Origin of the sequence: Flavobacterium sp. HBTb2-11-1 (assembly GCF_009826975.1) — a bacterium.
Taxonomy (GTDB): domain Bacteria; phylum Bacteroidota; class Bacteroidia; order Flavobacteriales; family Flavobacteriaceae; genus Flavobacterium.
The window spans coordinates 491,445-513,617 of record NZ_WUMO01000001.1; the positions used below are offsets into that span (position 1 = coordinate 491,445).

19 protein-coding genes are annotated in these 22,173 nt (G+C 33.2%); 9 read left to right on the forward strand and 10 right to left on the reverse strand.

Going from position 1 to position 22,173, the window contains the following annotated elements; all coding sequences use genetic code 11:
• Positions 1–458: 458 nt before the first annotated feature.
• Entirely contained in the window at positions 459–941 is a 483-nt protein-coding gene (locus tag GR162_RS02245; protein WP_160780828.1) for a dihydrofolate reductase, read from the reverse strand.
• Between the two features lie 11 nt (positions 942–952).
• Positions 953–1,297, reverse strand: a complete 345-nt coding sequence (locus GR162_RS02250) for a 2TM domain-containing protein (protein ID WP_119789200.1) — start codon at positions 1,295–1,297, stop codon at positions 953–955.
• Between the two features lie 239 nt (positions 1,298–1,536).
• Between GR162_RS02250 and GR162_RS02255 the strand changes: the two genes are divergently transcribed.
• Positions 1,537–1,833 (forward strand): isoamylase early set domain-containing protein, encoded by a 297-nt coding sequence (locus tag GR162_RS02255; protein ID WP_160780829.1) that lies wholly within the window; start codon positions 1,537–1,539, stop codon positions 1,831–1,833.
• A 39-nt stretch (positions 1,834–1,872) separates the two neighbouring features.
• Here the strand turns inward: GR162_RS02255 and GR162_RS02260 are convergent, their stop codons facing one another.
• The 4 genes from GR162_RS02260 to GR162_RS02275 form a co-directional block, all read right to left on the reverse strand.
• On the reverse strand, positions 1,873–2,724 hold the full coding sequence (locus GR162_RS02260; protein WP_129746153.1) for a thymidylate synthase: 852 nt from the start codon (positions 2,722–2,724) through the stop codon (positions 1,873–1,875).
• 75 nt (positions 2,725–2,799) lie between these two features.
• Positions 2,800–3,423 (reverse strand): bifunctional nuclease family protein, encoded by a 624-nt coding sequence (locus GR162_RS02265; RefSeq protein ID WP_008466556.1) that lies wholly within the window; start codon positions 3,421–3,423, stop codon positions 2,800–2,802.
• A 165-nt stretch (positions 3,424–3,588) separates the two neighbouring features.
• Entirely contained in the window at positions 3,589–4,557 is a 969-nt protein-coding gene (locus GR162_RS02270; RefSeq protein WP_160780830.1) for an electron transfer flavoprotein subunit alpha/FixB family protein, read from the reverse strand.
• A 75-nt stretch (positions 4,558–4,632) separates the two neighbouring features.
• Positions 4,633–5,379 carry an electron transfer flavoprotein subunit beta/FixA family protein gene (locus GR162_RS02275; protein WP_008466558.1) on the reverse strand — a complete coding sequence of 249 codons (747 nt, stop codon included), beginning with the start codon at positions 5,377–5,379 and terminating at the stop codon, positions 4,633–4,635.
• A gap of 501 nt (positions 5,380–5,880) precedes the next feature.
• Between GR162_RS02275 and GR162_RS02280 the strand changes: the two genes are divergently transcribed.
• From GR162_RS02280 to GR162_RS02300, 5 genes are all read left to right on the forward strand, one after another.
• Positions 5,881–6,858, forward strand: coding sequence for a pyruvate dehydrogenase complex E1 component subunit beta (locus GR162_RS02280; protein ID WP_109191633.1), 978 nt, complete (start codon positions 5,881–5,883; stop codon positions 6,856–6,858).
• Between the two features lie 69 nt (positions 6,859–6,927).
• Positions 6,928–9,429, forward strand: coding sequence for a DUF5686 and carboxypeptidase-like regulatory domain-containing protein (locus GR162_RS02285; protein WP_008466561.1), 2,502 nt, complete (start codon positions 6,928–6,930; stop codon positions 9,427–9,429).
• A gap of 222 nt (positions 9,430–9,651) precedes the next feature.
• Complete coding sequence (locus GR162_RS02290; RefSeq protein ID WP_160780831.1) at positions 9,652–10,251, forward strand: DNA-3-methyladenine glycosylase; 600 nt, start codon at positions 9,652–9,654, stop codon at positions 10,249–10,251.
• A 111-nt stretch (positions 10,252–10,362) separates the two neighbouring features.
• Positions 10,363–10,893 (forward strand): inorganic diphosphatase, encoded by a 531-nt coding sequence (locus GR162_RS02295; protein ID WP_008466564.1) that lies wholly within the window; start codon positions 10,363–10,365, stop codon positions 10,891–10,893.
• A gap of 112 nt (positions 10,894–11,005) precedes the next feature.
• A complete protein-coding gene (locus GR162_RS02300; RefSeq protein ID WP_160780832.1) occupies positions 11,006–13,549 on the forward strand; it encodes a sodium-translocating pyrophosphatase in 2,544 nt (847 codons plus the stop codon).
• A gap of 56 nt (positions 13,550–13,605) precedes the next feature.
• Here the strand turns inward: GR162_RS02300 and GR162_RS02305 are convergent, their stop codons facing one another.
• From GR162_RS02305 to GR162_RS02320, 4 genes are all read right to left on the reverse strand, one after another.
• Positions 13,606–13,974, reverse strand: coding sequence for a type II toxin-antitoxin system HigA family antitoxin (locus GR162_RS02305; protein ID WP_160780833.1), 369 nt, complete (start codon positions 13,972–13,974; stop codon positions 13,606–13,608).
• A gap of 3 nt (positions 13,975–13,977) precedes the next feature.
• Positions 13,978–14,274, reverse strand: coding sequence for a type II toxin-antitoxin system HigB family toxin (locus GR162_RS02310; protein WP_160780834.1), 297 nt, complete (start codon positions 14,272–14,274; stop codon positions 13,978–13,980).
• A gap of 140 nt (positions 14,275–14,414) precedes the next feature.
• The gene (locus tag GR162_RS02315) at positions 14,415–15,029 is read right to left on the reverse strand and encodes a deoxynucleoside kinase (protein ID WP_008466572.1); all 615 of its coding nucleotides are present in this window, start codon (positions 15,027–15,029) and stop codon (positions 14,415–14,417) included.
• Positions 15,029–15,844, reverse strand: a complete 816-nt coding sequence (locus tag GR162_RS02320; RefSeq protein ID WP_160780835.1) for a hypothetical protein — start codon at positions 15,842–15,844, stop codon at positions 15,029–15,031. Before GR162_RS02320 ends, GR162_RS02315 begins: the two co-directional genes overlap by 1 nt.
• 212 nt (positions 15,845–16,056) lie before the next feature.
• Between GR162_RS02320 and GR162_RS02325 the strand changes: the two genes are divergently transcribed.
• The 3 genes from GR162_RS02325 to GR162_RS02335 all read left to right on the forward strand — a co-directional run bounded on the left by GR162_RS02325 (position 16,057) and on the right by GR162_RS02335 (position 22,090).
• Positions 16,057–16,944, forward strand: a complete 888-nt coding sequence (locus GR162_RS02325; protein ID WP_160780836.1) for a GLPGLI family protein — start codon at positions 16,057–16,059, stop codon at positions 16,942–16,944.
• A gap of 91 nt (positions 16,945–17,035) precedes the next feature.
• Positions 17,036–19,723 (forward strand): carboxypeptidase-like regulatory domain-containing protein, encoded by a 2,688-nt coding sequence (locus GR162_RS02330; protein WP_160780837.1) that lies wholly within the window; start codon positions 17,036–17,038, stop codon positions 19,721–19,723.
• A gap of 93 nt (positions 19,724–19,816) precedes the next feature.
• Positions 19,817–22,090: a hypothetical protein gene (locus tag GR162_RS02335; RefSeq protein WP_160780838.1), complete on the forward strand. Its 2,274-nt coding sequence runs from the start codon at positions 19,817–19,819 to the stop codon at positions 22,088–22,090.
• Positions 22,091–22,173: the final 83 nt, after the last annotated feature.

Consider the following 22,173-nt stretch of genomic DNA (forward strand, 5'->3'; position numbering starts at 1 on the left):
AATCTAGGTATTTTGCCAAAATCCCTAAATCTTGGTATTGTCTAATAGCTCTATTATGAGCAACTTTGTTCAAGTAAAAATGATTAAAGTTTTAATGATTGATACAGTCGCTATGACTTAAACAAATGATTACTTTTTTTGTGCTGGTAATTCATTTGTTCATGAAAGAGTTTTGTAAGTATTGTTCTTGGGGGGAAATACTATATTTAAGCGCAAAGTACGTTCTTAGGATTAAATTTGTTTTTGGAAATTTTAATTTTCTGCCTTTAATATCTTAGTGGTATTTGTTATTAGAGGCGTTTGAGGCTTAGGTCTCAAATAACATTAAATGTTATTCAGTTTTGCAAATGTTTCTCGACATTTGTGATTTTTTTAAACAAAAATTTTTTCTTGAGCGAGTCAGGCTTCAAAAATCAATTATTTAAAAACATCCTCCCTAAAAAGAGGATGTTTTTTATTTATTTTCTAATGTAAGTCTCATAGGTATAATCATAAAGGTGTTTTTCATCTTTATAATTTTCTTCAGATTCTACCAAAATCCATTCGCTTTTATTGATTTTAGGAAAAAAAGCATCTGCATCAAAAGAATGATGGACTTTGGTCAATTCAATAATATCAGTAAACGGAAGGGCAAGATTGTAAATTTCACCACCACCTATAATATAACTGTCGTCGTTTTCAGGACACAGGGCGATTGCTTTTTCAATGCTATCTACTACGATGCATCCTTCTGGTTTATAATTTTCTTGACGAGAAATTACAATATGAACACGGTCTGGTAGCGGTTTGGGAAAACTTTCAAAGGTTTTTCTTCCCATAATGATATGATGACCAGTAGTAAGCGATTTAAATCTTTTAAAATCATTTGGCAAATGCCAGACTAATTCGTTGTTTTTTCCAAGCGCATTATTTTCGGCCGCAGCCGCTATCATTATAATCATGGTATGCTTAACTAAATTTTATTTTCATTCTCTTCGTTAATAGAAGACTCTAGCTGACTGATTCTTTTTTGCTGTAAAGCAACTAGTCTGTCAATTTGTTCTCTTTCCCATTTCTTATTCATAAAACGGTCGGTTATATACACTTTTATAAAATGAAGAATAAATAGGAAAAGCCAGATGGTAATGCCCCAGATACACCAATTTTGGTTTGTGCCTTGTCCGAAACCAAAAAATCTATTGGCGATAAATAAAAATAAACTTCCAAGCAGGAAAAGTACAAAATGAAAATATAAGACTTTTTTTTGTCTTAATCGGCGTCTAGCGTATTCGTATTGTTCGTGCACTTCTTTTTCCATAAGATAAAAATGAGATTATAAAGTTAAAATTTATTTTCGAAAGACAATATTTTGGGTATAGAATATTTGCTTTTTAATAGTCCAATAATTTGAAAAACAAAATTTTAACTGCTTTAAATTGCCAATAAAGCGAAAAAAATATACTGTTTTTGGTATTATCATAAATCGGTTCTGGCGGTAGTTAGTGTTTCGCTGAATTTAATTAATTTTAGATGTATAAATCTAAAAACGAAATAGTTATGTCTTTGAAAAAACAATTTATCAAAACGAAGCCGGTTGTTAAAGTTACATTTTCAATAGATGCCAAAGATGCTAATTCGGCAGCGGTGGTTGGGGATTTTAATAACTGGAATGCCTCAGAAGGAGCTTTAAGCAAGTTAAAAAATGGTACGTTTAAAGCAACTTACGATTTGGTGAAAGATGCGATTTACGAATTTAAGTATGTAATCGACGGAATTTATGTTAATGATCCTGAAGCTGATTTTTACAAATGGAATGACTATGCCGGAAGTGAAAATGGAGTTTTAGTTGTATAAAAAAAATCCGCTTAAATTTTTAAGCGGATTTTTTTATTTTTATACAGCAACACTTCCTTTAATGGCAGGATGCGGATCGTAATCTACAAGTGTGAAATCATTGTAATCAAAATCAAAAATATTTTTAATCTCTGGATTTAAAATCATTTTTGGCAATGGTTTTGGTTCACGTGTTAATTGCAGTTCCAATTGCTCAAAATGATTGTTGTAAATATGAGCGTCACCAAAAGTGTGAATGAATTCACCTGGTTCTAAATCGCATACTTGAGCAATCATCATGGTCAGCAATGCGTAAGAAGCAATATTAAAAGGAACTCCTAAAAAAATATCGGCACTTCGCTGATACAATTGGCAAGAAAGTTTTCCTTTTGTTTCTCCTTTTTCAGGATCTGGACTTGCTACGTAAAATTGAAAAAATGCGTGGCAAGGAGGCAATGCTGCTTTATTATTGGCTACATTTTCTTCAAAAGATTTTTTAGTGTCTGGCAGAACTGAAGGATTCCATGCAGAAACCAACATTCTTCGGCTATTTGGATTTGTCTTTAATTCAGTAATCAATTCAGAAATCTGATCGATTTCTTCGCTGTTCCAATTGCGCCACTGGTGTCCGTATACAGGACCCAAATCACCATTAGAATCTGCCCATTCATCCCAAATTTTCACTCCGTTTTCCTGAAGGTATTTGATATTTGTATCGCCTTTTAAAAACCAAAGCAATTCGTAAATGATGGATTTTAAATGTAATTTTTTGGTTGTAACCATTGGGAAACCTTCACTTAAATCAAAACGCATTTGGTAGCCAAAAACGCTTTTAGTTCCTGTTCCGGTACGGTCTCCTTTTTGATTGCCGTTTTCTAAAACGTGTTTTACTAAATCTAAGTATTGTTTCATGATTGTTTATTCGGTTATTCGTTTAACTGTTTAATCGATTTAACGAATAAACAAATCAACGATTAAACATATTTTTTATCTTCTAGAGATTTCGTCTCTAATTTTTGCTGCTTTTTCGTAATCTTCCTGAGAAACGGCTTGGTCTAAAAGCTCGTTTAATTCTTGTAAAGAATGTTTTGCGTAAACGTCTCCAGATTGGTTGCTTTCTTCTTCATGCCCGAAAGTTTCTGGGTTTGAAAGAACATCATCAATTTCTTGAGCGCCAGAATCTGTTTCGGCAGTATTCGATTTTAAATAAATTCCAGCTTTATCTAAAATGTTTTTATAAGTAAAAATAGGAGCGTTGAAACGAAGCGCCAAAGCGATAGCGTCAGAAGTTCGTGCATCGATAATTTCTTCGATTTTATCTCTTTCGCAGATCAAACTTGAATAAAAAACACCGTCGACTAATTTATGAATGATAACTTGTTTTACCACGATATCAAATCTTTCGGCAAAATTTTTAAATAAATCGTGTGTTAACGGGCGTGGCGGTTTTATTTCTTTCTCTAAAGCAATAGCGATTGACTGGGCTTCAAAAGCGCCAATAACAATAGGTAATTTTCTTTCGCCGTCGACTTCATTCAAAATTAAGGCATAAGCGCCATTTTGAGTTTGACTGTATGAAATTCCTTTTATGGATAATTTTACTAGACTCATATATATTTGTAAAAAAGGCACTTAGCACCTTATTTTAATACTATTTTGGGTTGGAAAATAAAGCTGCAATTTTAATCAAAAAATATGGAACAAAAAAGCTGCCTATAAACAAAGATACAACATCTTGTTTTTAGGCAGCAATATTTTTAAAGAGAATTCTTTGTATTAAGAATGCTGAGCTTTAAAAGCTTTTAATTTCTCTGTTAATTGTGGTACAATTTCAAAAGCATCTCCAACAACACCATAGTCAGCAACTTTAAAGAAAGGAGCTTCAGGGTCGTTGTTGATTACTACTTTTACTTTAGAAGAGTTAATACCAGCAATGTGCTGAATAGCTCCAGAAATACCAATAGCGATATATAAGTTTGTTGCAACTGGTTTTCCTGTTTGTCCAACGTGCTCGCTGTGAGGTCTCCATCCTAAATCTGAAACTGGTTTAGAGCAAGCCGTTGCAGCGCCAAGAACAGCAGCAAGATCTTCTACTAATCCCCAATTTTCTGGGCCTTTTAATCCGCGTCCGCCAGAAACTACGATATCTGCATCAGCGATAGAAACTTTTCCAGATACTTTTTCTACAGATTCTACTTTTACACCAAAATCATTATCTCCAACAGTTGGGGTGAAATCTTCTGCTGCGGCAGCTCCTGCACTTTCAAAAAGTCCGTAAGAGTTTTTAGCTAAACCAAGAACTTTTACATCTGTATCGATTTGTGTAATGTTGAAAGCTTTGTTTGAAAAAGCGTTTCTTTTTACTTGAAATGGAGAAGTGCTAACTGGCAATCCAACTACATTTGAAGCAAAACCAGCATTTAAAGCCACAGCAACTAGCGGTGAAAGATAAATGCTATCTGTTGTAGAAGAAAGCAAAACTACTTTTGTTCCTTCTTTTTCAGCAGCTTGTTTAATTACATCAGCGTAAGCTTTTGCATTAAAACCAGCTAATTTGTCATTGCTTACTTTTAAAACTTTATCAACTCCGTATTTGCCTAACTCGCTTACATCGCTGATGTTTACTGTTAAAGCAGTAACAGTTGTTCCTAATGATTCGGCTACTTTCTTAGCATAAGAAGCTAATTCGAAAGCCACTTTTTTAAATTTTCCTTCTGCAGATTCTGCATATATTAATATTGACATGATTTTTTTGTTTTGAGGTTTAAAGTTGAAGGTTTCAAGTTTTGCAAACTGAAAACTGCGACTGAAAACTAATTATTAGATTACTTTCGCTTCGTTGTGTAATAAATTGATTAACTCATCTAAATTATCTGCAGAAACTAATTTCACTGCTGATTTTGGAGCTGGTTTTTCAAATTTCACCGCTTTTGTATTTACAGCTGCATCAACTGGCTCAAGAATAGTAAGTGCTTTTGTTCTTGCAGTCATAATTCCTCTCATGTTCGGGATACGTAAATCTTTCTCTTCAACAAGACCTTTTTGACCTCCAATAATTAAAGGAAGAGTAGTGCTCACGGTTTCTTTTCCGCCGTCGATTTCACGAACCGCTTTTACATTGTTTCCGTCAACAGTTAAAGCTGTACAAGAGTTTAGGAAGTTGTATCCTAAGATTCCAGCAATCATTCCAGGGACCATTCCACCGTTATAATCTAAAGATTCTTTACCAGCAATTACAAGATCGTAACCACCGTTTTTAATTACTTCTGCCAATTGTTTTGCTACGAAGAAACCATCTGTAGGATTTGCGTTAACGCGAATAGCTTCGTTTGCTCCAATAGCCAATGCTTTACGTAAAGTTGGTTCAGTATCAGGACCTCCGACATTTACAACCGTTACATTAGCACCTTGTTGTTCTTGAAACCATATAGCGCGTGTAAGACCAAATTCGTCGTTAGGATTAATGACATATTGTACACCATTAGTGTCAAATTCTGAGTCACCGTTGGTAAAGTTAATTTTTGAAGTAGTATCAGGCACATGGCTGATGCAAACTAGTATTTTCATAAGTATATATTTTGAATTTATAATATGCTTTTACAAATTTAGAATTTAATTTGGAATAATTATACTATGCACGCATAATATTTTTTAAAACTATTACGATTTCGCAGATTGTTCAGTTTTGGATGATTTTCATCGGAATCTAAAAATAAAATAATATTCATTTTGTCTGATTGTTAGGAATTTTGCAATAACCGATAGCTGGAAAGCAAATTAAATTTGTCTGAGAAATACTAATTTTTGGTTTTTTACGTTAAGATGAATGAATTTTGAAGAAACAAGAATTAAACAAATAGATAGAAGTTTGTCTGAAAAATATTTTAGAAAGAATTAAGTGTTGATAATACGTTATTATATCGATTTCGTAATTATCACAATAAAGTTTAAAAAGTTAAAACCTGAGAACAGATAGAAGTTCATGCGATTTTAAATTCAATTTTTGCATTTAAGTTATTTAAAATATTTATTTTTGCTCTTCAGAAAATTCAACATACAATATAAAATATGAGAACAATACAATTTAGAGAGGCCATTTGTGAAGCGATGAGCGAAGAAATGCGTCGCGATGAATCCATATATTTAATGGGAGAAGAGGTTGCAGAATACAATGGAGCATACAAAGCTTCAAAAGGAATGCTTGCTGAGTTTGGTGAAAAAAGAGTAATTGATACTCCAATTGCTGAGCTTGGATTTTCAGGAATTGCAGTAGGTTCTGCAATGAACGGAAACCGCCCTATTGTAGAATATATGACATTCAACTTCTGTTTAGTTGGTATTGATCAAATTATAAATAACGCTGCTAAAATGCGTCAAATGACAGGAGGACAATTTAATGTGCCTATCGTTTTCCGCGGACCAACAGCTTCTGCTGGTCAATTAGGAGCTACTCACTCACAAGCTTTAGAAAACTGGTTTGCTAATACTCCAGGTCTTAAAGTTATTGTTCCTTCAACTCCTTACGATGCAAAAGGACTTTTAAAATCTGCTATCCGTGATAACGATCCAGTTATTTTCATGGAATCTGAGCAAATGTACGGTGACAAAGGTGAAGTGCCAGACGGAGAATATACAATTCCAATTGGTGTTGCTGATGTTAAACGTGAAGGAACAGATGTAACTATTGTTTCTTTCGGAAAAATCATCAAAGAAGCTTTTATCGCTGCTGATGAATTAGCAAAAGAAGGAATCTCTTGTGAGATTATCGATTTAAGAACAGTTCGTCCAATGGATAAAGATGCGATCTTAAAATCGGTTAAGAAAACAAACCGTTTAGTAATTCTTGAAGAAGCTTGGCCAGTTGCCAGCCTTTCTTCTGAAATCTCTTATATCGTTCAAGAACAAGCATTCGACTTCCTTGATGCGCCAATTCAACGTATTACAACTGCAGATACTCCTGCACCTTATTCTCCAGTATTGCTTAAAGACTGGTTGCCAAATGCAGGTGATGTAGTAAAAGCAGTTAAAAAAGTATTATACAAATAATACAAATACAAAATACTCATAAAACTTCATCAGACAGAATGGATTGGTGAAGTTTTTTTTTACTTTATAATGAACAAATTAACTCTACTTCTCTTATATATTGTATTTGCATTTGCGAATGTTGTTACTGCACAAACTAAGGTGAGTGGAGTTGTTTTGGACAAATCCAACCAGCCAATACCTTTTGCTAATGTAGTTTTTAAAGGTTCTAATATTGGAATCGTTTCTAATGAAGACGGCCGTTTTTATTTAGAATCGCCAAATACTTATACCGCACTTATAGTTACTTCCGCAGGATTTTCGGATAAAGAAGTTCCTTTAGAAAAAGCAGTCAATTACAATTTTAAAATTGTTTTGGGCGAAGCCGAAGCATTGAATGAAGTTGTAATTTATACTGGGAAAACTTCCAAAAAAAATAATCCGGCATTGGATATTTTGAGAAAAATATGGGAAAGAAAACGTAAAAACGGATTATACCTATTTAATCAATATCAAATGCAGAAGTATGAAAAAGTCGAATTTGACATGAATACTATTGATAGTGCATTCATGAAAAATAAGCTTTTTAAAGGAATGGAGTTTATCTTTAATCACGTTGATACTTCTGACGTTACAGGGAAAACCTATTTGCCGATCTTCATCAACGAATCGGTTTATGATGTTTATGGAGATAATAAATTAAAGAAAGTAAAAGAAAATCTTACGGGAAATAAAATGTCTGGTTTTAACGGAAATCAGCAGATTTTATCTTTTGTAAAAGACCTTTATTCTGATTACAATATTTACGACAACCACTTAAAGTTTTTTGATAAAAGTTTTACAAGTCCGCTATCAAGAACAGGAATCGATGTTTATAATTACGTTTTAAAAGACAGTGCTTATATCGATAAAAAATGGTGTTATAATATTGTTTTTTACCCAAGACGTAAAAATGAATTGACGTTTAAAGGAGATTTTTGGGTAAATGATACCACTTTTGCCATCAAAAAAATTAATATGGGTGTAACTAAAAGTGCCAATATTAACTGGGTAAAAGATATTTACATAGAGCAGGAATTTGAAGTAGAAAATGATTCCGTTTTCCTTTTGACACGTGATTATATGATGTCTGATTTTGCTTTAAACAAAAAAGAAAAATCAAAAGGAGTTTATGGTAAAAGAACAACTTTATACCGAAATCATAAATTCAACATTCAAAAACCTGAGAAATTTTATAAAGAAGAAGTTAATTTTATAGACAATGCCGTTTACGAACGGCCGCCCGAATTCTGGGAGGAAAATCGTTTTGAAAAATTAAATAAAGACGAACAGGGAATTTATAAAATGCTTGACACACTGCAAACCGTCAAGCGATTTAAGCAGCTGTATAATCTTGTCTCCATTTTAGGAAGCGGTTACATCGAATTTAAGAATTTTGATTACGGACCTATATTTTCAACCTTCGGATATAATGAAGTCGAAGGTATAAGATTGAGAGTGGGTGGAAGAACCTATTTCGGTCCAAACGATCCTTGGCGTATTCAAGCTTACACGGCTTACGGATTTGATGATAATAAATTCAAATACGGCGTTTCTGGAAAATGGATGCTTGATAAGAAAAACCGATTAATTATCTCTGGAGGAAATAGGCGTGACATTGAGCAGATTGGTGCTAGTTTAACTACTACAAACGACGTTCTAGGACGAAGTTTTGCGTCTTCAGCTTTGTTTACCACGGGGAGCAATGGGAAACTGACCAATATTAATCTAAGCAACATTTCTATTGAAATGGAGCCTAAAAAGAATTTTATTGTCTCGGCGGGACTCTCGTATCGAACATTAGAATCAGCTTCCAAAACATTTAGTTTAGATTATTATACTACTTTGCCAACTCCTGAAAATCCTGCGGGTGTTGTCGAGAGTATGGTGAAACAATCAGAAGCCAATATTCAGTTTGAGTTTATGCCAAACAGAAAAACGATTGGTTATGGGGTAGAAAGAGATTTAGTGGATAGTCCGTACAGTCATTTCTTTGTCAATTTCAGTTATGGATTGAAAGGTGTTTTTGACAGTGATTTTGCTTACGAAAAAATTCAGGTTTTCTACAGACAGCCCATTATTATTGGACCTTTAGGAAGAACAAATATTACAGTTGAAACAGGAAAAACATTCGGAACAATTCCGTTAGGTTTAATGAGTGTAATTCCGGGTAACCAGACTTATTTTACGATTGAGAATACATTTAGTAACTTAAATTTCTACGAGTTCGTTACAGATCAATATACAACCCTACAGTGGAATCATGATTTTGGAGGTAGATTATTTGCTAGAATTCCATTCATGAGAAAGCTGAACTGGAGAGAATTTATAGGAATTAGAGCGGTTCATGGAACTATTTCTGATGCCAACCGCGCTATTAATGCTTCGGGATTGCCATATAATGCTCCTGAAAAAGTATACTGGGAGTATAATGCAGGAATTGGAAATATCTTTAAAGTTTTCCGTCTTGATTTCTCTTGGAGAGGAAATTACCTAGATATGCCAGATGCACATAAATTTGCAATAAAAGGATCATTTGGATTCTATTTCTAGTTTTAAAAGTTGCAAAGGCTCAAAGTTACAAAGTCGCAAAGGTTTTAAATCTTTGCGATTTTTTTTGTTTCTAGCTTTTGATAATCATTGAGATTCCAGATCAGATTTTTATCTGCTTAATCTGCAAAATCTGCGAGAGATAAAAAAACTTAGCGACTTGGCGACTTTGCGAGAACTAACTCCATTTTTCTTAAATTTGATTTACTTTCGAAAACTATAACCATGCAAGAAGCCATCGATTTTCTAACCAACAAAAATCCAATATTTCTAGAAATCATTGAGAAATACGGATTGCCTCCAATTCCAAGACGTCCGCCTGGGTTTGAAACTTTGGTTTTATTAATACTCGAGCAGCAGGTTTCTATAGATTCGGCGAAAGCCACATTTTTAAAAATTAAAGCTTATAAAACTTGTAATCCTGAAAACATGGCTATTCTTTCTGATGAAGAATTTAGAAGTCTTGGAGTAAGCCGTCAGAAAACAAAATACATTAAGATTTTAGCGGAAGCGGTTTTAAACAAAGAATTGGATATTGAAAGTTTAGCTTCAAAATCTGCCAAACAAGTTCGCGAAGAGCTTATTAAATTAAAAGGAATTGGGAATTGGACAATAGATATTTATTTAATGTTCTGTCTTGAAGAACCCGATTTAATTCCATTAGGCGATATAGCTGTCATAAATACAATCAAAGAATTGCTGAATATTCATGACAAACAAGAAATGGAAATTCATGCAGAACAATGGAGTCCGTATCGATCTTACGCAACTTATCTGCTCTGGCATTATTACTTAAAAAAAAGAAATAGAACAATTAGCTATTAAATGCTTGTTTTTTAAACTCTAATGAAGATAATTTAACCTTGTTTTTTATTGTAAAACTAGATTCTTTAGTTATTTTTGCAACCGAAATTATAGAAACAATAAAAAACAAAAATGACCGCAGACAAATTAACGACTTTCGATGTATTGATCGAAATACCAAGAGGAAGCAGAAATAAATATGAGTACGATTTTGAAATTAAAAGAATGCGTTTCGACAGAATGTTATTCTCTTCTATGATGTACCCAGCAGATTACGGATTTATTCCAGAAACTTTAGCTTTAGATGGTGATCCTCTTGATGTATTAGTTTTGGTAAACGAACCAACTTTCCCTGGATGTGTAATGGAGGTTAAACCAATTGGTGTTTTCCACATGGCAGATGACAAAGGACCAGACGAAAAAATTATTTGTGTACCAGTTTCAGATCCAATCTGGAATTCATTAAACGATCTTTCTGATATTAATCCACACTTATTAAAAGAAATCGAGCACTTTTTCCAAGTTTACAAAGATCTTGAAAACAAAAAAGTAGATGTTGAAGGATGGGGAGACGTAAAAGAAGCTTACGACATCATCGCAGAGTGCACAAAACGTTTTGATGACATTGAAAATAAACCGGCTGGATTATTTAGCATTAAATAATTTTAACCTTATTCTATTATAAAAAAAGCAATACTGCCGTCAGGAGTATTGCTTTTTTGTTTAAATTCGTTCAGTTAGATTGTTGACTATTAACCAAAACCAATAAAATATTATGAATGCATTTATGATTTACCTGCCAATTATAATGGCAGTTTTAGGATTACTTTTCATGGGAATAAAAAGGACTTGGGTTTTAAAACAAGACGCTGGAGACGGTAAGATGAAAGAGATTTCAGATTACATCTACGAAGGAGCCTTAGCCTTCTTAAAAGCCGAATACAAACTATTAAGCATCTTTGTAATCATTGCCAGTTTAGCTTTGGCAGGAATTACTTTTATTCCGGGAGTAAAAACACATTTGTTAATCGTAATAGCATTTATTTTTGGTGCATTTTTCTCTGCTTTAGCAGGAAATATGGGAATGAAAATAGCAACCAAAACAAACGTTAGAACTACTCAGGCAGCTCGTACGAGTCTTCCGCAAGCATTAAAAGTTTCTTTTGGCGGAGGAACTGTAATGGGGTTAGGTGTAGCGGGTTTAGCTGTTTTAGGTTTAACATCCTTTTTTATCATTTTCTTTCATTTGTTTTCTGGAGGAGTTTGGAAAGACACCGATACTATGACGGTTGTTCTAGAAACTCTTGCAGGATTTTCACTTGGAGCAGAATCTATTGCTTTATTTGCCAGAGTTGGTGGGGGAATCTACACAAAAGCGGCCGATGTTGGAGCCGATTTAGTGGGTAAAGTTGAAGCGGGAATTCCGGAAGATGATCCTCGTAACCCAGCAACAATTGCAGATAATGTGGGAGATAACGTAGGTGACGTTGCAGGTATGGGAGCCGATTTATTTGGATCTTATGTTGCCACTGTTCTAGCGGCAATGGTTCTAGGAAACTATGTGATAAAAGATATGGGCGGAAGCATTAATGATGCTTTCGGCGGAATTGGACCAATTTTGCTTCCAATGGCAATTGCCGGTTTCGGAATTTTATTTTCAATTATCGGAACAACATTAGTAAAAATATCAGATGATAATGCTAAAGAAGCACAAGTGCAGAAAGCATTAAATATAGGAAACTGGGTTTCTATCGTTTTAACAGCTTTAGCTTGCTTCTTTTTGGTACAGCACATGTTGCCAGAAACTATGCAAATGACCTTCTTTGGAGAAGGTTCTAAAGCTATTTCGTCAATGCGTGTTTTCTACGCCACTTTAGTTGGATTAGTAGTTGGCGGAGCTATTTCATCAGTAACAGAATATTATACAGGATTAGGAACAAAACCAGTATTGGCTATAGTTCAAAAATCATCTACAGGTGCAGGGACAAACGTAATTGCAGGTTTGGCAACGGGAATGATTTCTACTTTTCCAACCGTATTATTGTTTGCAATCGCAATTTGGATTTCGTATGTTCTAGCTGGATTTTATGGAGTTGCCTTAGCTGCTTCAGCAATGATGGCTACAACTGCTATGCAATTGGCAATCGATGCTTTCGGACCAATTTCTGACAACGCTGGTGGAATCGCTGAAATGAGCGAATTGCCAAAAGAAGTTCGTACTAGAACCGATATTTTAGATTCAGTTGGAAATACAACAGCAGCAACAGGAAAAGGATTTGCTATTGCTTCTGCGGCCTTAACTTCATTGGCCTTATTTGCAGCTTATGTAACCTTTACAGGAATCGACGGAATTAATATCTTTAAAGCACCAGTTTTAGCGATGTTATTTGTCGGTGGAATGATTCCGGTAGTTTTCTCAGCTTTAGCAATGAATTCTGTTGGAAAAGCAGCAATGGATATGGTGTACGAAGTTCGTCGCCAGTTTAAAGAAATTGCTGGAATTATGGAAGGGACAGGAAAGCCAGAATACGGAAAATGTGTTGAAATTTCTACAAAAGCCGCTTTACGTGAGATGATGCTTCCTGGAGTTTTAACGATTGGTTTTCCGATTGCAATTGTTCTAATTGGAAAATTAGTTTATTCAGATAACAATCAATTAATTGCTGAAATGTTAGGAGGATATATGGCTGGAGTTACCGTTTCTGGAGTACTTTGGGCTGTTTTCCAAAACAATGCCGGTGGCGCTTGGGATAATGCTAAAAAATCTTTTGAGGCAGGAGTTATGATTAATGGAGAAATGACATACAAAGGTTCTGATGCGCACAAAGCTGCTGTAACTGGAGATACTGTTGGAGATCCGTTTAAAGATACTTCCGGGCCTTCAATGAACATTTTAATCAAATTAACTTGCTTGATTGGATTGGTAATTGCTCCAATTTTGGGTGAAGGCCATGCTCCGTCAGATATTGCTGGAAAAGCTTCTTGTTGCGCTAAAACAGAGATGCATGCGGGAATGTCAAAATGCGGTGATATGTCTGGAATGACAAAAGAAGAATGTATTAAAATGTGTAAAGAAAAAGGCTGTTCTGAAGAAGAAACTGCTAAATGTCTGGCTCATTTTGATGCAGCTGGAAAATATCAAAAAACTGACTGCTTTGATACAAGCAAATATGATAAAAAATCAGTTCGTGTTGAGGTTAAAAATATCAACGGAAAAACAACAGGAACTGTTACTAAAACTGAAAATGGAAAAACTACAACAGAAGTTTTTGAAGGAACTGAAGAAGAAGTTTTAGCAAAAGTTGAAGCTGCGAAATAAAAACTTTGTCAAATTTTTTTAAAAATAGAAAATGCCTCTAAATTTAGAGGCATTTTTTATTGATTTAAAGCATATTCTTTAATCAACGTTGAAGCTGGAATATGAAGAGCTTTGTTTAAAACTCTTATTTGTTTTATTGTTAATGCTCTTTTGCGATTAAACAATTCAGATACTCTTGAGCGGCTATTCAAAATAATTCCTAAGTCGGCATCACTTAATCCATTTTGTTCCATCATAAACTTAATGGCCTCAATAGGATCGGGTTCTGGAATAGGGTAATGAATTTGTTCGTATTTTTCTATTAGTGTTACCAGAATATCCAACTCATCTCCTTCAGCAGTATCTGGTTTGGCATCAAAAAGAAGATTAACTCTTTCTAATGCTAAACTATAGTCATGTTCTGTTTTTATTGGTTTTATATTCATAGTTTACAAATTTTTAATATCTTCTAAATCATCATATTCATTATGTGTTCCAACAAAAAGAATATAAACGATTTGAGTTTCATAATTGATTTTTACAATCAAACGATAATGATTTCCACAAATATTGAAGATTACTTTATTATTACCAACAAAATCTGCAGTCCCAAAAAAAGATTTTATAGCGTTAGAATTAGAAAAACTATTTTTATCAAAAACTTGATACCAGGATAATAATTGCTGTTTTGAATTTGGAAATCTTTCCCAAAAATTTTGCAGGGTTCTTTTCGCTATTATTCTCATAACTTACATTGCAAATATATTTATTTTTTCCCAAATAGGGAAATCTTGTTAAAGCAAAACAAATGTAAGAAAATATTTAAATAAAAAAAGCCTCTAATTTTAGAGGCGTTTATATTTTGTGCAAATTAGGAACTTTTATTTTAAAACAATCCATTCAATTCAGCATCAATTCTACTAATGATATCTCCTAAATCTTCGGGATTGTCAACAAAATTGATATTGTCCACATCAATAATCAAGAGTTTTCCTTTAGTATAAGTCTGAATCCAAGCTTCATATCTTTCATTCAAACGGCTTAAATAATCGATAGAAATCGAGTTTTCATATTCGCGCCCGCGCTTGTGGATTTGACCAACAAGATTCGGAATCGAACTTCTCAAATAAATCAATAAATCTGGAGCTTTAACTAACGATTCCATTAATTCGAACAAAGACGTGTAATTCTCAAAATCACGACTTGTCATTAAGCCCATTGCATATAAGTTGGGTGCGAAAATATGAGCATCTTCGTAAATCGTTCTGTCTTGAATGATTTTTTTTCCGCTTTCGCGAATTTGCTGCACTTGACGAAAACGGCTGTTTAGGAAATAAATCTGAAGATTAAATGACCAGCGCTCCATCTGATGGTAGAAATCATCCAAATACGGATTATCAACTACATCTTCATAATGAGGTTCCCATTTGAAATGTTTCGCCAATAATTTGGTCAAAGTTGTTTTTCCTGCGCCTATGTTTCCTGCTATTGCTATGTGCATTACGGTGTTACGATTTTATAATTTGATATATCTGTAGCTGTAAAAATAGATAAAATTTGGTCTTTGTAATAAAAATTGTCAAAGGTTTTTTCTGAAATTTTAATCTCAGAAATTACTTCTGGATTTGATTTATTGAAACCTTTAAAATACAATAAATTATTCTTACTGAAAAGATATTGAGAAGAATTAACAATGGCAATTTTATCAAAATCGGCTATTTTTCCTAGCGAAGTAATTTTCCCAAAAATGTCACAAGAGTACCAATTGTTTTTTCTGTCAATCCAATAGAAAGCATTAAAATCAGTTTGGTAATATTGGATTGGTTCGGTCAGTGGAATTGAAACGGTTTTGTACTCGTTTTTTAAATAATCAAAAAGTCCAATTTGCTGGTTTAAAGCGTTATAAATCCATAACTGATTTTGTGTGGACATTCCAATGGCACTCACCACAATTGGAGTGGCATTCTGTGAAAAATTAATTTCGGTCATTTTATTTAATTGATTGTCCAATAAAACAACGCTATTGAAATCTTCATAAAACAAAACAATCTTTAGCGGATTCTGAAGATCGACTTTTGTGATTTTTCCCAAGGAAACATTCTTGTATTCAAAGATTTCTTTTCCTTTAATCTTGCTAAAAACATTATTCGTTATCTGATAAGAATATCCGAAAGCATCATATCCTAAAAATGTATCAGAGGTATTTTTATACTGCGAAATCAAAGTTGGATTTATGCTCAAATCCTGAGCTGAAAGCGCCTGAAAAGTGCAGAAAAGAAATACGGAAAATAAAATTTTTTGCACTGTTTTAAGCATGAGAAATTATTTTACAAGAGTACCAAATTACAAAAACTCTTCTTATAAATTTTAATTTTAAGCCTTAAACCTTTTTGAAATCTAATAGTCTAAAAAATAAGCGGTTCTATCTATGTCTTAATGCCGTTAATATATTTAGTTTTTTGAATTTTAAAATAAATAATACATTTGAATGTAAGTTTTGTCGGATTTACTCACTTAAAGAAAATAAAATGAAAAAAATATTTTTTTATATGACTTTGATGCTTGTTTCTATACAAATTCAAGCACAAAAAGATTTTCAAGGAATGGCTGTTTACGAGTCTAAAACCCAAGCGCCGAAGTTTGAAGGGATGCGCGGTAATAGAGATATTACGCCAGAAATGCAGAAAAATATGGAAGAGCGTATGAAAAAAATGCTCGAAAAAACATTCATTTTAAATTTTGATAAAGCAGCCTCAATTTATAAAGAAGAAGAAAAACTAGAAGCGCCTGGCCAACAGCAAGGAGGTTTCCGAGTTATGTTTGGTTCGCTTACTGGCGGAGGAGGTACTTTCTATAAGGATGTGAAAGCAAAAACCTATACAGTTGATAAAGAATTTATGGGGAAAGAGTTTCTCGTTGTCGATTCGCTGCCAAAATTAAACTGGAAATTGGAACAAGAAACCAAACAAATTGGTGGTTACAATTGCTTCAAGGCAATAGCTGTAAAACAAGCTAGTAAAACCGATTTTAGAAACTTCAGACCTAAAAAAAATGATGATGTAAAGGATGAAGTAAAAAAGACTTCTGGAGATACCAAAACGAATTTTGCAGATAATTTCGAAATGCCAAAAGAAATTGTCGTGACGGCTTGGTATACGCCAGAAATTCCCATCAATCAAGGGCCGGAAAATTATTGGGGACTTCCAGGATTAATCTTAGAAATCAATGATGGGACAACAACTATTTTATGTTCAAAAATTGTTTTGAATGCTAAAGATAAAGTGGAAATAAAACCTTCTAAAAAAGGAAAAGTAGTTTCTCAGAAGGAATATGACGAAACGGTAATTAAAAAAATGGAAGAATTTAGAGAGATGAACCGCGGCCGTGCTGGCGGACCTCCTCCTATGGGAAGATAATATCTTTAAAATTCCAATTTTTCAAAATCCAAAATCCAAATTGCTTCGCCTGTTCACTATCGCTCGGGTCCAAACTTTCAATATTCTTATAATGAATAAGACACTCTTTGTATTTGCCTTACTTTTTACTTCGATATGCTTTTCTCAAAGCGTCCGTTTTGACGGTTTGATTCAGGATGAGCAGAAAAATCCGTTGGAAATGGCCAATATTATGGCTATCAATAATGGTACAAAAGCAATGGATTCCTATGGAATAACCAATGATAAAGGAAAGTTTCAATTGACTTTGAAACCAAATACAGCTTATACCATTAAAATAAGTTATTTGGGAATGAAGTCTAAAGAAATTGCAGTATCGACTAAGTCTGAAAACATGACTCAGAATATTGTTTTGGATGGCGCTGGAATAGAATTGGAAGGCGTAGAAATTGTTCGCGAAATGCCAGTTTCTATAAAAGGCGACACAATTGTTTATAATGCTGATTCTTTTAAATCTGGAACAGAAAAAAAGCTTGAAGATGTCTTAAAGAAACTTCCAGGAGTTGAGGTAAATGCCGATGGAGAAATTGAAGTTGAAGGGAAAAAAGTCAGCAAATTGATGGTTGAGGGAAAAGATTTTTTTGACGGAGATACCAAATTGGGCGTCAAAAATATTCCAGCCGATGCAATTGATAAAGTTCAGGTTTTAAGAAATTATAACGAAATAAGCCAATTAAAAGGTCTAGAAAATGATCAGGAAAATGTGGCGATGAACATTAAACTGAAAGAAGGAAAAAAGAACTTTTGGTTTGGAGATGTGACCGCAGGAATTGGAGTTGCAGAATTGGACAGCCGATATATTATTAATCCAAAACTGTTCTACTACAGCCCAAAATACAGTATCAATTTAATTACCAATTTTAATAATATTGGTGAATTGCCTCTTACGGCTCAAGATTATTTTAAGTTTACAGGAGGATTTAAAAATATGATGAAAAAAGGCGGAAGCAGTTTTAATGTTTCTTCAAATGATTTAGGAATTTCGTTATTGCGTAATAATCGTGCAAAAGAAATTGAAACCAAATTTGGCGCAACAAACTTTGCTTATTCAGCTACAAAATCGTGGAATATAAGCGGTTTTGGAATTCTTTCAACTTCAAAAACCGACTTAGAAACTAAATCGCAAACAACAATTTTAGAATCTGGAGATCAGCAGAAAAGTAACGAAAATACCAATCAGAAAAATAATTTGGGACTTTTTAAATTAAGCTCAACTTATAAGCCAAGCGACAAATTTCAGTTTGATTATGATATTTTAACCAAGCTTACTAAACAAGAAGAATACTCAGATTTGTTTAGAGAACAGATTGTTCAAAACGTTGCGACTTCAGAAGATATTTTTACAACAAAAAAACAAGATCCTACTTCGATTAATCAGAATTTGAGTTTGTATTATACGCAAAGCACTAAAAATATCTTTGCTTTTGAAATGCAGCATTTATATCAGGACGAAAATCCTTTTTATAATGCTAATTTGCAAACACTTCCTTTTGATTTATCGGGATATATTTCGGGACAAAACAGAAATGATTATAATCAAGACCGATTTGTGAAAACCAATAAATTGGATGCAAAACTGGATTATTATTATATGGTTACACCAAAAAGTAATTTCAATATTACTTTAGGAAATACGTATTCGTATCAGAACTTTAATTCTCACATTTTTCAAATGTTAGATGATGGAACTAGAAACGATTTGAATAATGCCCAAAATAATAATGATGTAGATTATCGTTTTAATGATGCTTTTTTAGGTTTTCATTATAAAATCCTCACAGGAAAATTTACGTTCACACCCGGAGTAAGCTTTCATACGTATCAAATGACAAACGGACAATTGGGAACCGATTATTCCCAGAATTTCACGAAAGTGCTACCAGATTTCTTTGCTTTATATCAAATCAAAAAATCAGAAACGCTGACGTATAATTTCTCTCTAACAAACGATTTTACAGATATCAATCAGTTGGCTTCGGGTTATGTTTTGTCTAATTATAGCAGTTTGTTTCGCGGAAATCGTTTCTTAGAAAATGCGACTTCACAAGTACATTCGCTTCGTTATTTCAAGTATAATATGTTCAATTTTGAGAACATTTTTGCCAACGCAACTTACACCAGAAAAGTTGATGCGATTAAAACAAAAGCAGATTTTGACGGAATTAACCAATCATCAGTTCCTTACAACTCCAATTTAGCTGATGAGACTTTTACGGGAATGGGAAATTACGGGCGTTCGTTTTTAAAGAATTATAAAGCTTCTGCAAATGCTAGTTTTAATTGGTCGAAATTCAATAATATTCAGAACAATCAATTGTCAACAACAGAAAGTTTCAGCCAGAGCTATACCGTTCGAGCTTCAACAAATTATAAAAATCTTCCCAATATTGAATTTGGCTACAATCTTTTGATAAATAAATATAGTGGTTCAACCTTTTACACTGATAAACCATTTGCAAGATTAGATTATTACTTCTTGGATAGTTTTTCTTTTGTTTCAGAATACGAATTCTACCATTATTATAATGGCGATAAAACTGTTGATAATGAATATGATTTTTTAAGCGCCAGTTTAATTTATCAAAAAAAGAATAGCAAGTGGGAATATAAAGTTTCGGCAACCAATTTGTTGAACACAAAATATCTTAATGATGACAGCTTCTCGCAATTCTCTACAAGAGTTTCGCAATACACTGTGCAGCCGCGTTATATCATATTTTCAATGAAATACAATTTGTAGTATTTTAATTGCAAATATTGTGACTTTTTGTGATTTGTTTAAAGAAGAATCAGATATCTTTGCGCTATATTATTAACAACAAAATATGTAGTTATGCGCAATTTTATTTGGAGTTTGTCACTCCTGTTTGCCGGAATTTCTATCTCTTTCGCCCAAACTAATGGAATAGAAAAAGGAACTTATTTATCTACAAATAAAGGAGGAAAAATCAAATTAAATTTACTGGATGATAATAAGTATGAATTGGTTTTTTATTCGGGAGGATATGAAATTAAAGGCGATTCTTTGGTTTTCTTAAAAAGTAAAAATACCGTAGATAATAGATTTGATCTTTCTTTTGCTAAAGATAAAAAAGCAAAAAAAATTAAGATTAAGTTTTTGAATCCGTCTTATTATTCCTTTTACATAGGAACTCAAAAAGGAACAGAAGCAGTTCAATACCAGAGACTTTCAGATATAAAAACGAAGGTAGATCCTGAATATATCAAAACAGATTTAGATTTTGAAATAGAAAAAACGGATTTCCTTTATTTGGTTTACGAAGATTATAACGGAAAAAGTGATGTCAATAAATATGCATTGCCAAAAGATGTTTCAGAGATAACAATCAATTATGATCTTGCTGTTTTGAATGATCTAAATCTTGCAGGATCTTTTGATAAGAATACAAAAGAGTTAAAAATTTCTGATCAAGCAGGAAAAGATCCTTTAGTGTTTGTGAACGAAAAAGATGAGAAGCCGGCTAAAGCTCCAACAGTAGTTCCGATAGAAACACAGTCTGTTACAAACTGGACTTATCCAGGGAAAGATCCTGATTACGGTTCTTATGGAAGCGCAGTAGTAGATAGTATATATAATAGTCTGCCAGTTGATACAACTGCGGTACCAGCAGCAGCATATCCTCTTGATCCCCCAGCTTCTTATACCAAATATGATTTTAAGCTAAAAATAGAAGGCAATCTCAAAAAGGCAATAGAATCTACCAAAACAGCCAGCAACAAATTTTTGGTAGTTGTGGTGGACAGCAAGAATAAAACGGCAAAAGAAACTTTTGATGCTTTTATAAAAGAGCAGGAAACGCAGACAGGCTATAATATGTATGATTCGTATAATGCACTTTATGATACATACAATTATTATTTGGCTGGAGCCGATGATAAAAAATGGCTGAAAAACAATAAAATAACTAATGATCCAAGCGTATTGGTTTTAAACGGAAATGGCGATGTACTTGCTGTTGCAAAATCAGATTTAACAACACAGCAATATCAGTTTAGCTATTATGGCGATTTTTATAGAAAACTTCAAAAAGCAAATGCTTTCCTTTCTATAGATAAAGTTTTAAAGAACAAAAAAGCCTCAGATGCAGACTTAATTAATGCTTTTAATAAAGCGGCTTTATTAGAAACGTCTTATGATTATGATTCAGATTATTCAGTAAGCGATCCTAATTCTACTGATTTTGTAATTACAAAAACGGCTTTAGACCAAAAAGAAGTAGCTCAAACATGGAAAAAATTGATTGAATCACACCAAAAAGATAAAGCTGTAAATATGTATTTGGCTGAGACTATTATAAAAGAAATCAAAAATCAAGGATTTACAAAACAGCTTTTTAATCAGGAAAGAATTCTTAATGATACCGATTTTCTAGCGATAGATTATTTGTTAAAACATTCTGATGATATTGAAAATAATAAAGTTGCTTTCAATAATAATGCGCCAGAAGTTCATAATATAGGAAGTGCTGTTTCTGAAATTTCTAATGCATTACAGCAAAATCTGTACGCTTCTCAGGATGGACTTACAGGTGAAATGAATAAGGAGAAAATCAATTCTGTTTACAAAAAGATCATAGCATCTGGAAAAGGAAATTTTGATGCCTACAGAAATTATTTTTATTATTTAAGCCAGCTTGAAGATCAAGATGGGTCTAATACGACTTACTTGAAAGAGTTCAGTTCTTATTTTGATAACACATTAGCTGGACCAAGCCCAATAGAAAAATTAGATGCTATTTTTGGAGGTTTAGATTCTAGCTCAAGTTATTCTTATGATGGATGGAGTTCGTTTAAACTTTACCATTCAGATATTTGCAATAACGCGGCATGGACAGTTGTATTAAAACCACAGAACTCAAATTTTATTAAAGAGGCAATTAAATGGTCTGAATATAGTTTGGTGATATCTAAAAACAATCCGTACTACTTAGACACTTTAGCGCAATTGTATTATAAAGATGGACAGACACAAAAAGCTATCGAAACACAGGTTTTAGCAGTAAAGTTTATTACTAGTGACGTTGATGAAGAAACTGCAAATCAAATGAAGGAAGTTTTAACTAAAATGAGTAACGGAACATATTAATAAAACTAGCATATAAAATAAAAGCCGATTTCTATTTTTTAGAAATCGGCTTTTTTATGTTCGGCTAATCTAAGATGTCTGAT

Coding starts and splice junctions, on each gene's coding strand:
- GR162_RS02265 (WP_008466556.1), bottom strand. CDS start 3,423: ATGAGTCTAGTAAAATTATCCATAAAAGGAATTTCATACAGTCAAACT.
- GR162_RS02295 (WP_008466564.1), top strand. CDS start 10,363: ATGACCGCAGACAAATTAACGACTTTCGATGTATTGATCGAAATACCA.
- GR162_RS02255 (WP_160780829.1), top strand. CDS start 1,537: ATGTCTTTGAAAAAACAATTTATCAAAACGAAGCCGGTTGTTAAAGTT.
- GR162_RS02260 (WP_129746153.1), bottom strand. CDS start 2,724: ATGAAACAATACTTAGATTTAGTAAAACACGTTTTAGAAAACGGCAAT.
- GR162_RS02245 (WP_160780828.1), bottom strand. CDS start 941: ATGATTATAATGATAGCGGCTGCGGCCGAAAATAATGCGCTTGGAAAA.
- GR162_RS02285 (WP_008466561.1), top strand. CDS start 6,928: ATGAACAAATTAACTCTACTTCTCTTATATATTGTATTTGCATTTGCG.
- GR162_RS02275 (WP_008466558.1), bottom strand. CDS start 5,379: ATGAAAATACTAGTTTGCATCAGCCATGTGCCTGATACTACTTCAAAA.
- GR162_RS02305 (WP_160780833.1), bottom strand. CDS start 13,974: ATGAATATAAAACCAATAAAAACAGAACATGACTATAGTTTAGCATTA.
- GR162_RS02335 (WP_160780838.1), top strand. CDS start 19,817: ATGCGCAATTTTATTTGGAGTTTGTCACTCCTGTTTGCCGGAATTTCT.
- GR162_RS02330 (WP_160780837.1), top strand. CDS start 17,036: ATGAATAAGACACTCTTTGTATTTGCCTTACTTTTTACTTCGATATGC.
- GR162_RS02315 (WP_008466572.1), bottom strand. CDS start 15,029: ATGCACATAGCAATAGCAGGAAACATAGGCGCAGGAAAAACAACTTTG.
- GR162_RS02270 (WP_160780830.1), bottom strand. CDS start 4,557: ATGTCAATATTAATATATGCAGAATCTGCAGAAGGAAAATTTAAAAAA.
- GR162_RS02325 (WP_160780836.1), top strand. CDS start 16,057: ATGAAAAAAATATTTTTTTATATGACTTTGATGCTTGTTTCTATACAA.
- GR162_RS02320 (WP_160780835.1), bottom strand. CDS start 15,844: ATGCTTAAAACAGTGCAAAAAATTTTATTTTCCGTATTTCTTTTCTGC.
- GR162_RS02280 (WP_109191633.1), top strand. CDS start 5,881: ATGAGAACAATACAATTTAGAGAGGCCATTTGTGAAGCGATGAGCGAA.
- GR162_RS02310 (WP_160780834.1), bottom strand. CDS start 14,274: ATGAGAATAATAGCGAAAAGAACCCTGCAAAATTTTTGGGAAAGATTT.
- GR162_RS02300 (WP_160780832.1), top strand. CDS start 11,006: ATGAATGCATTTATGATTTACCTGCCAATTATAATGGCAGTTTTAGGA.
- GR162_RS02290 (WP_160780831.1), top strand. CDS start 9,652: ATGCAAGAAGCCATCGATTTTCTAACCAACAAAAATCCAATATTTCTA.
- GR162_RS02250 (WP_119789200.1), bottom strand. CDS start 1,297: ATGGAAAAAGAAGTGCACGAACAATACGAATACGCTAGACGCCGATTA.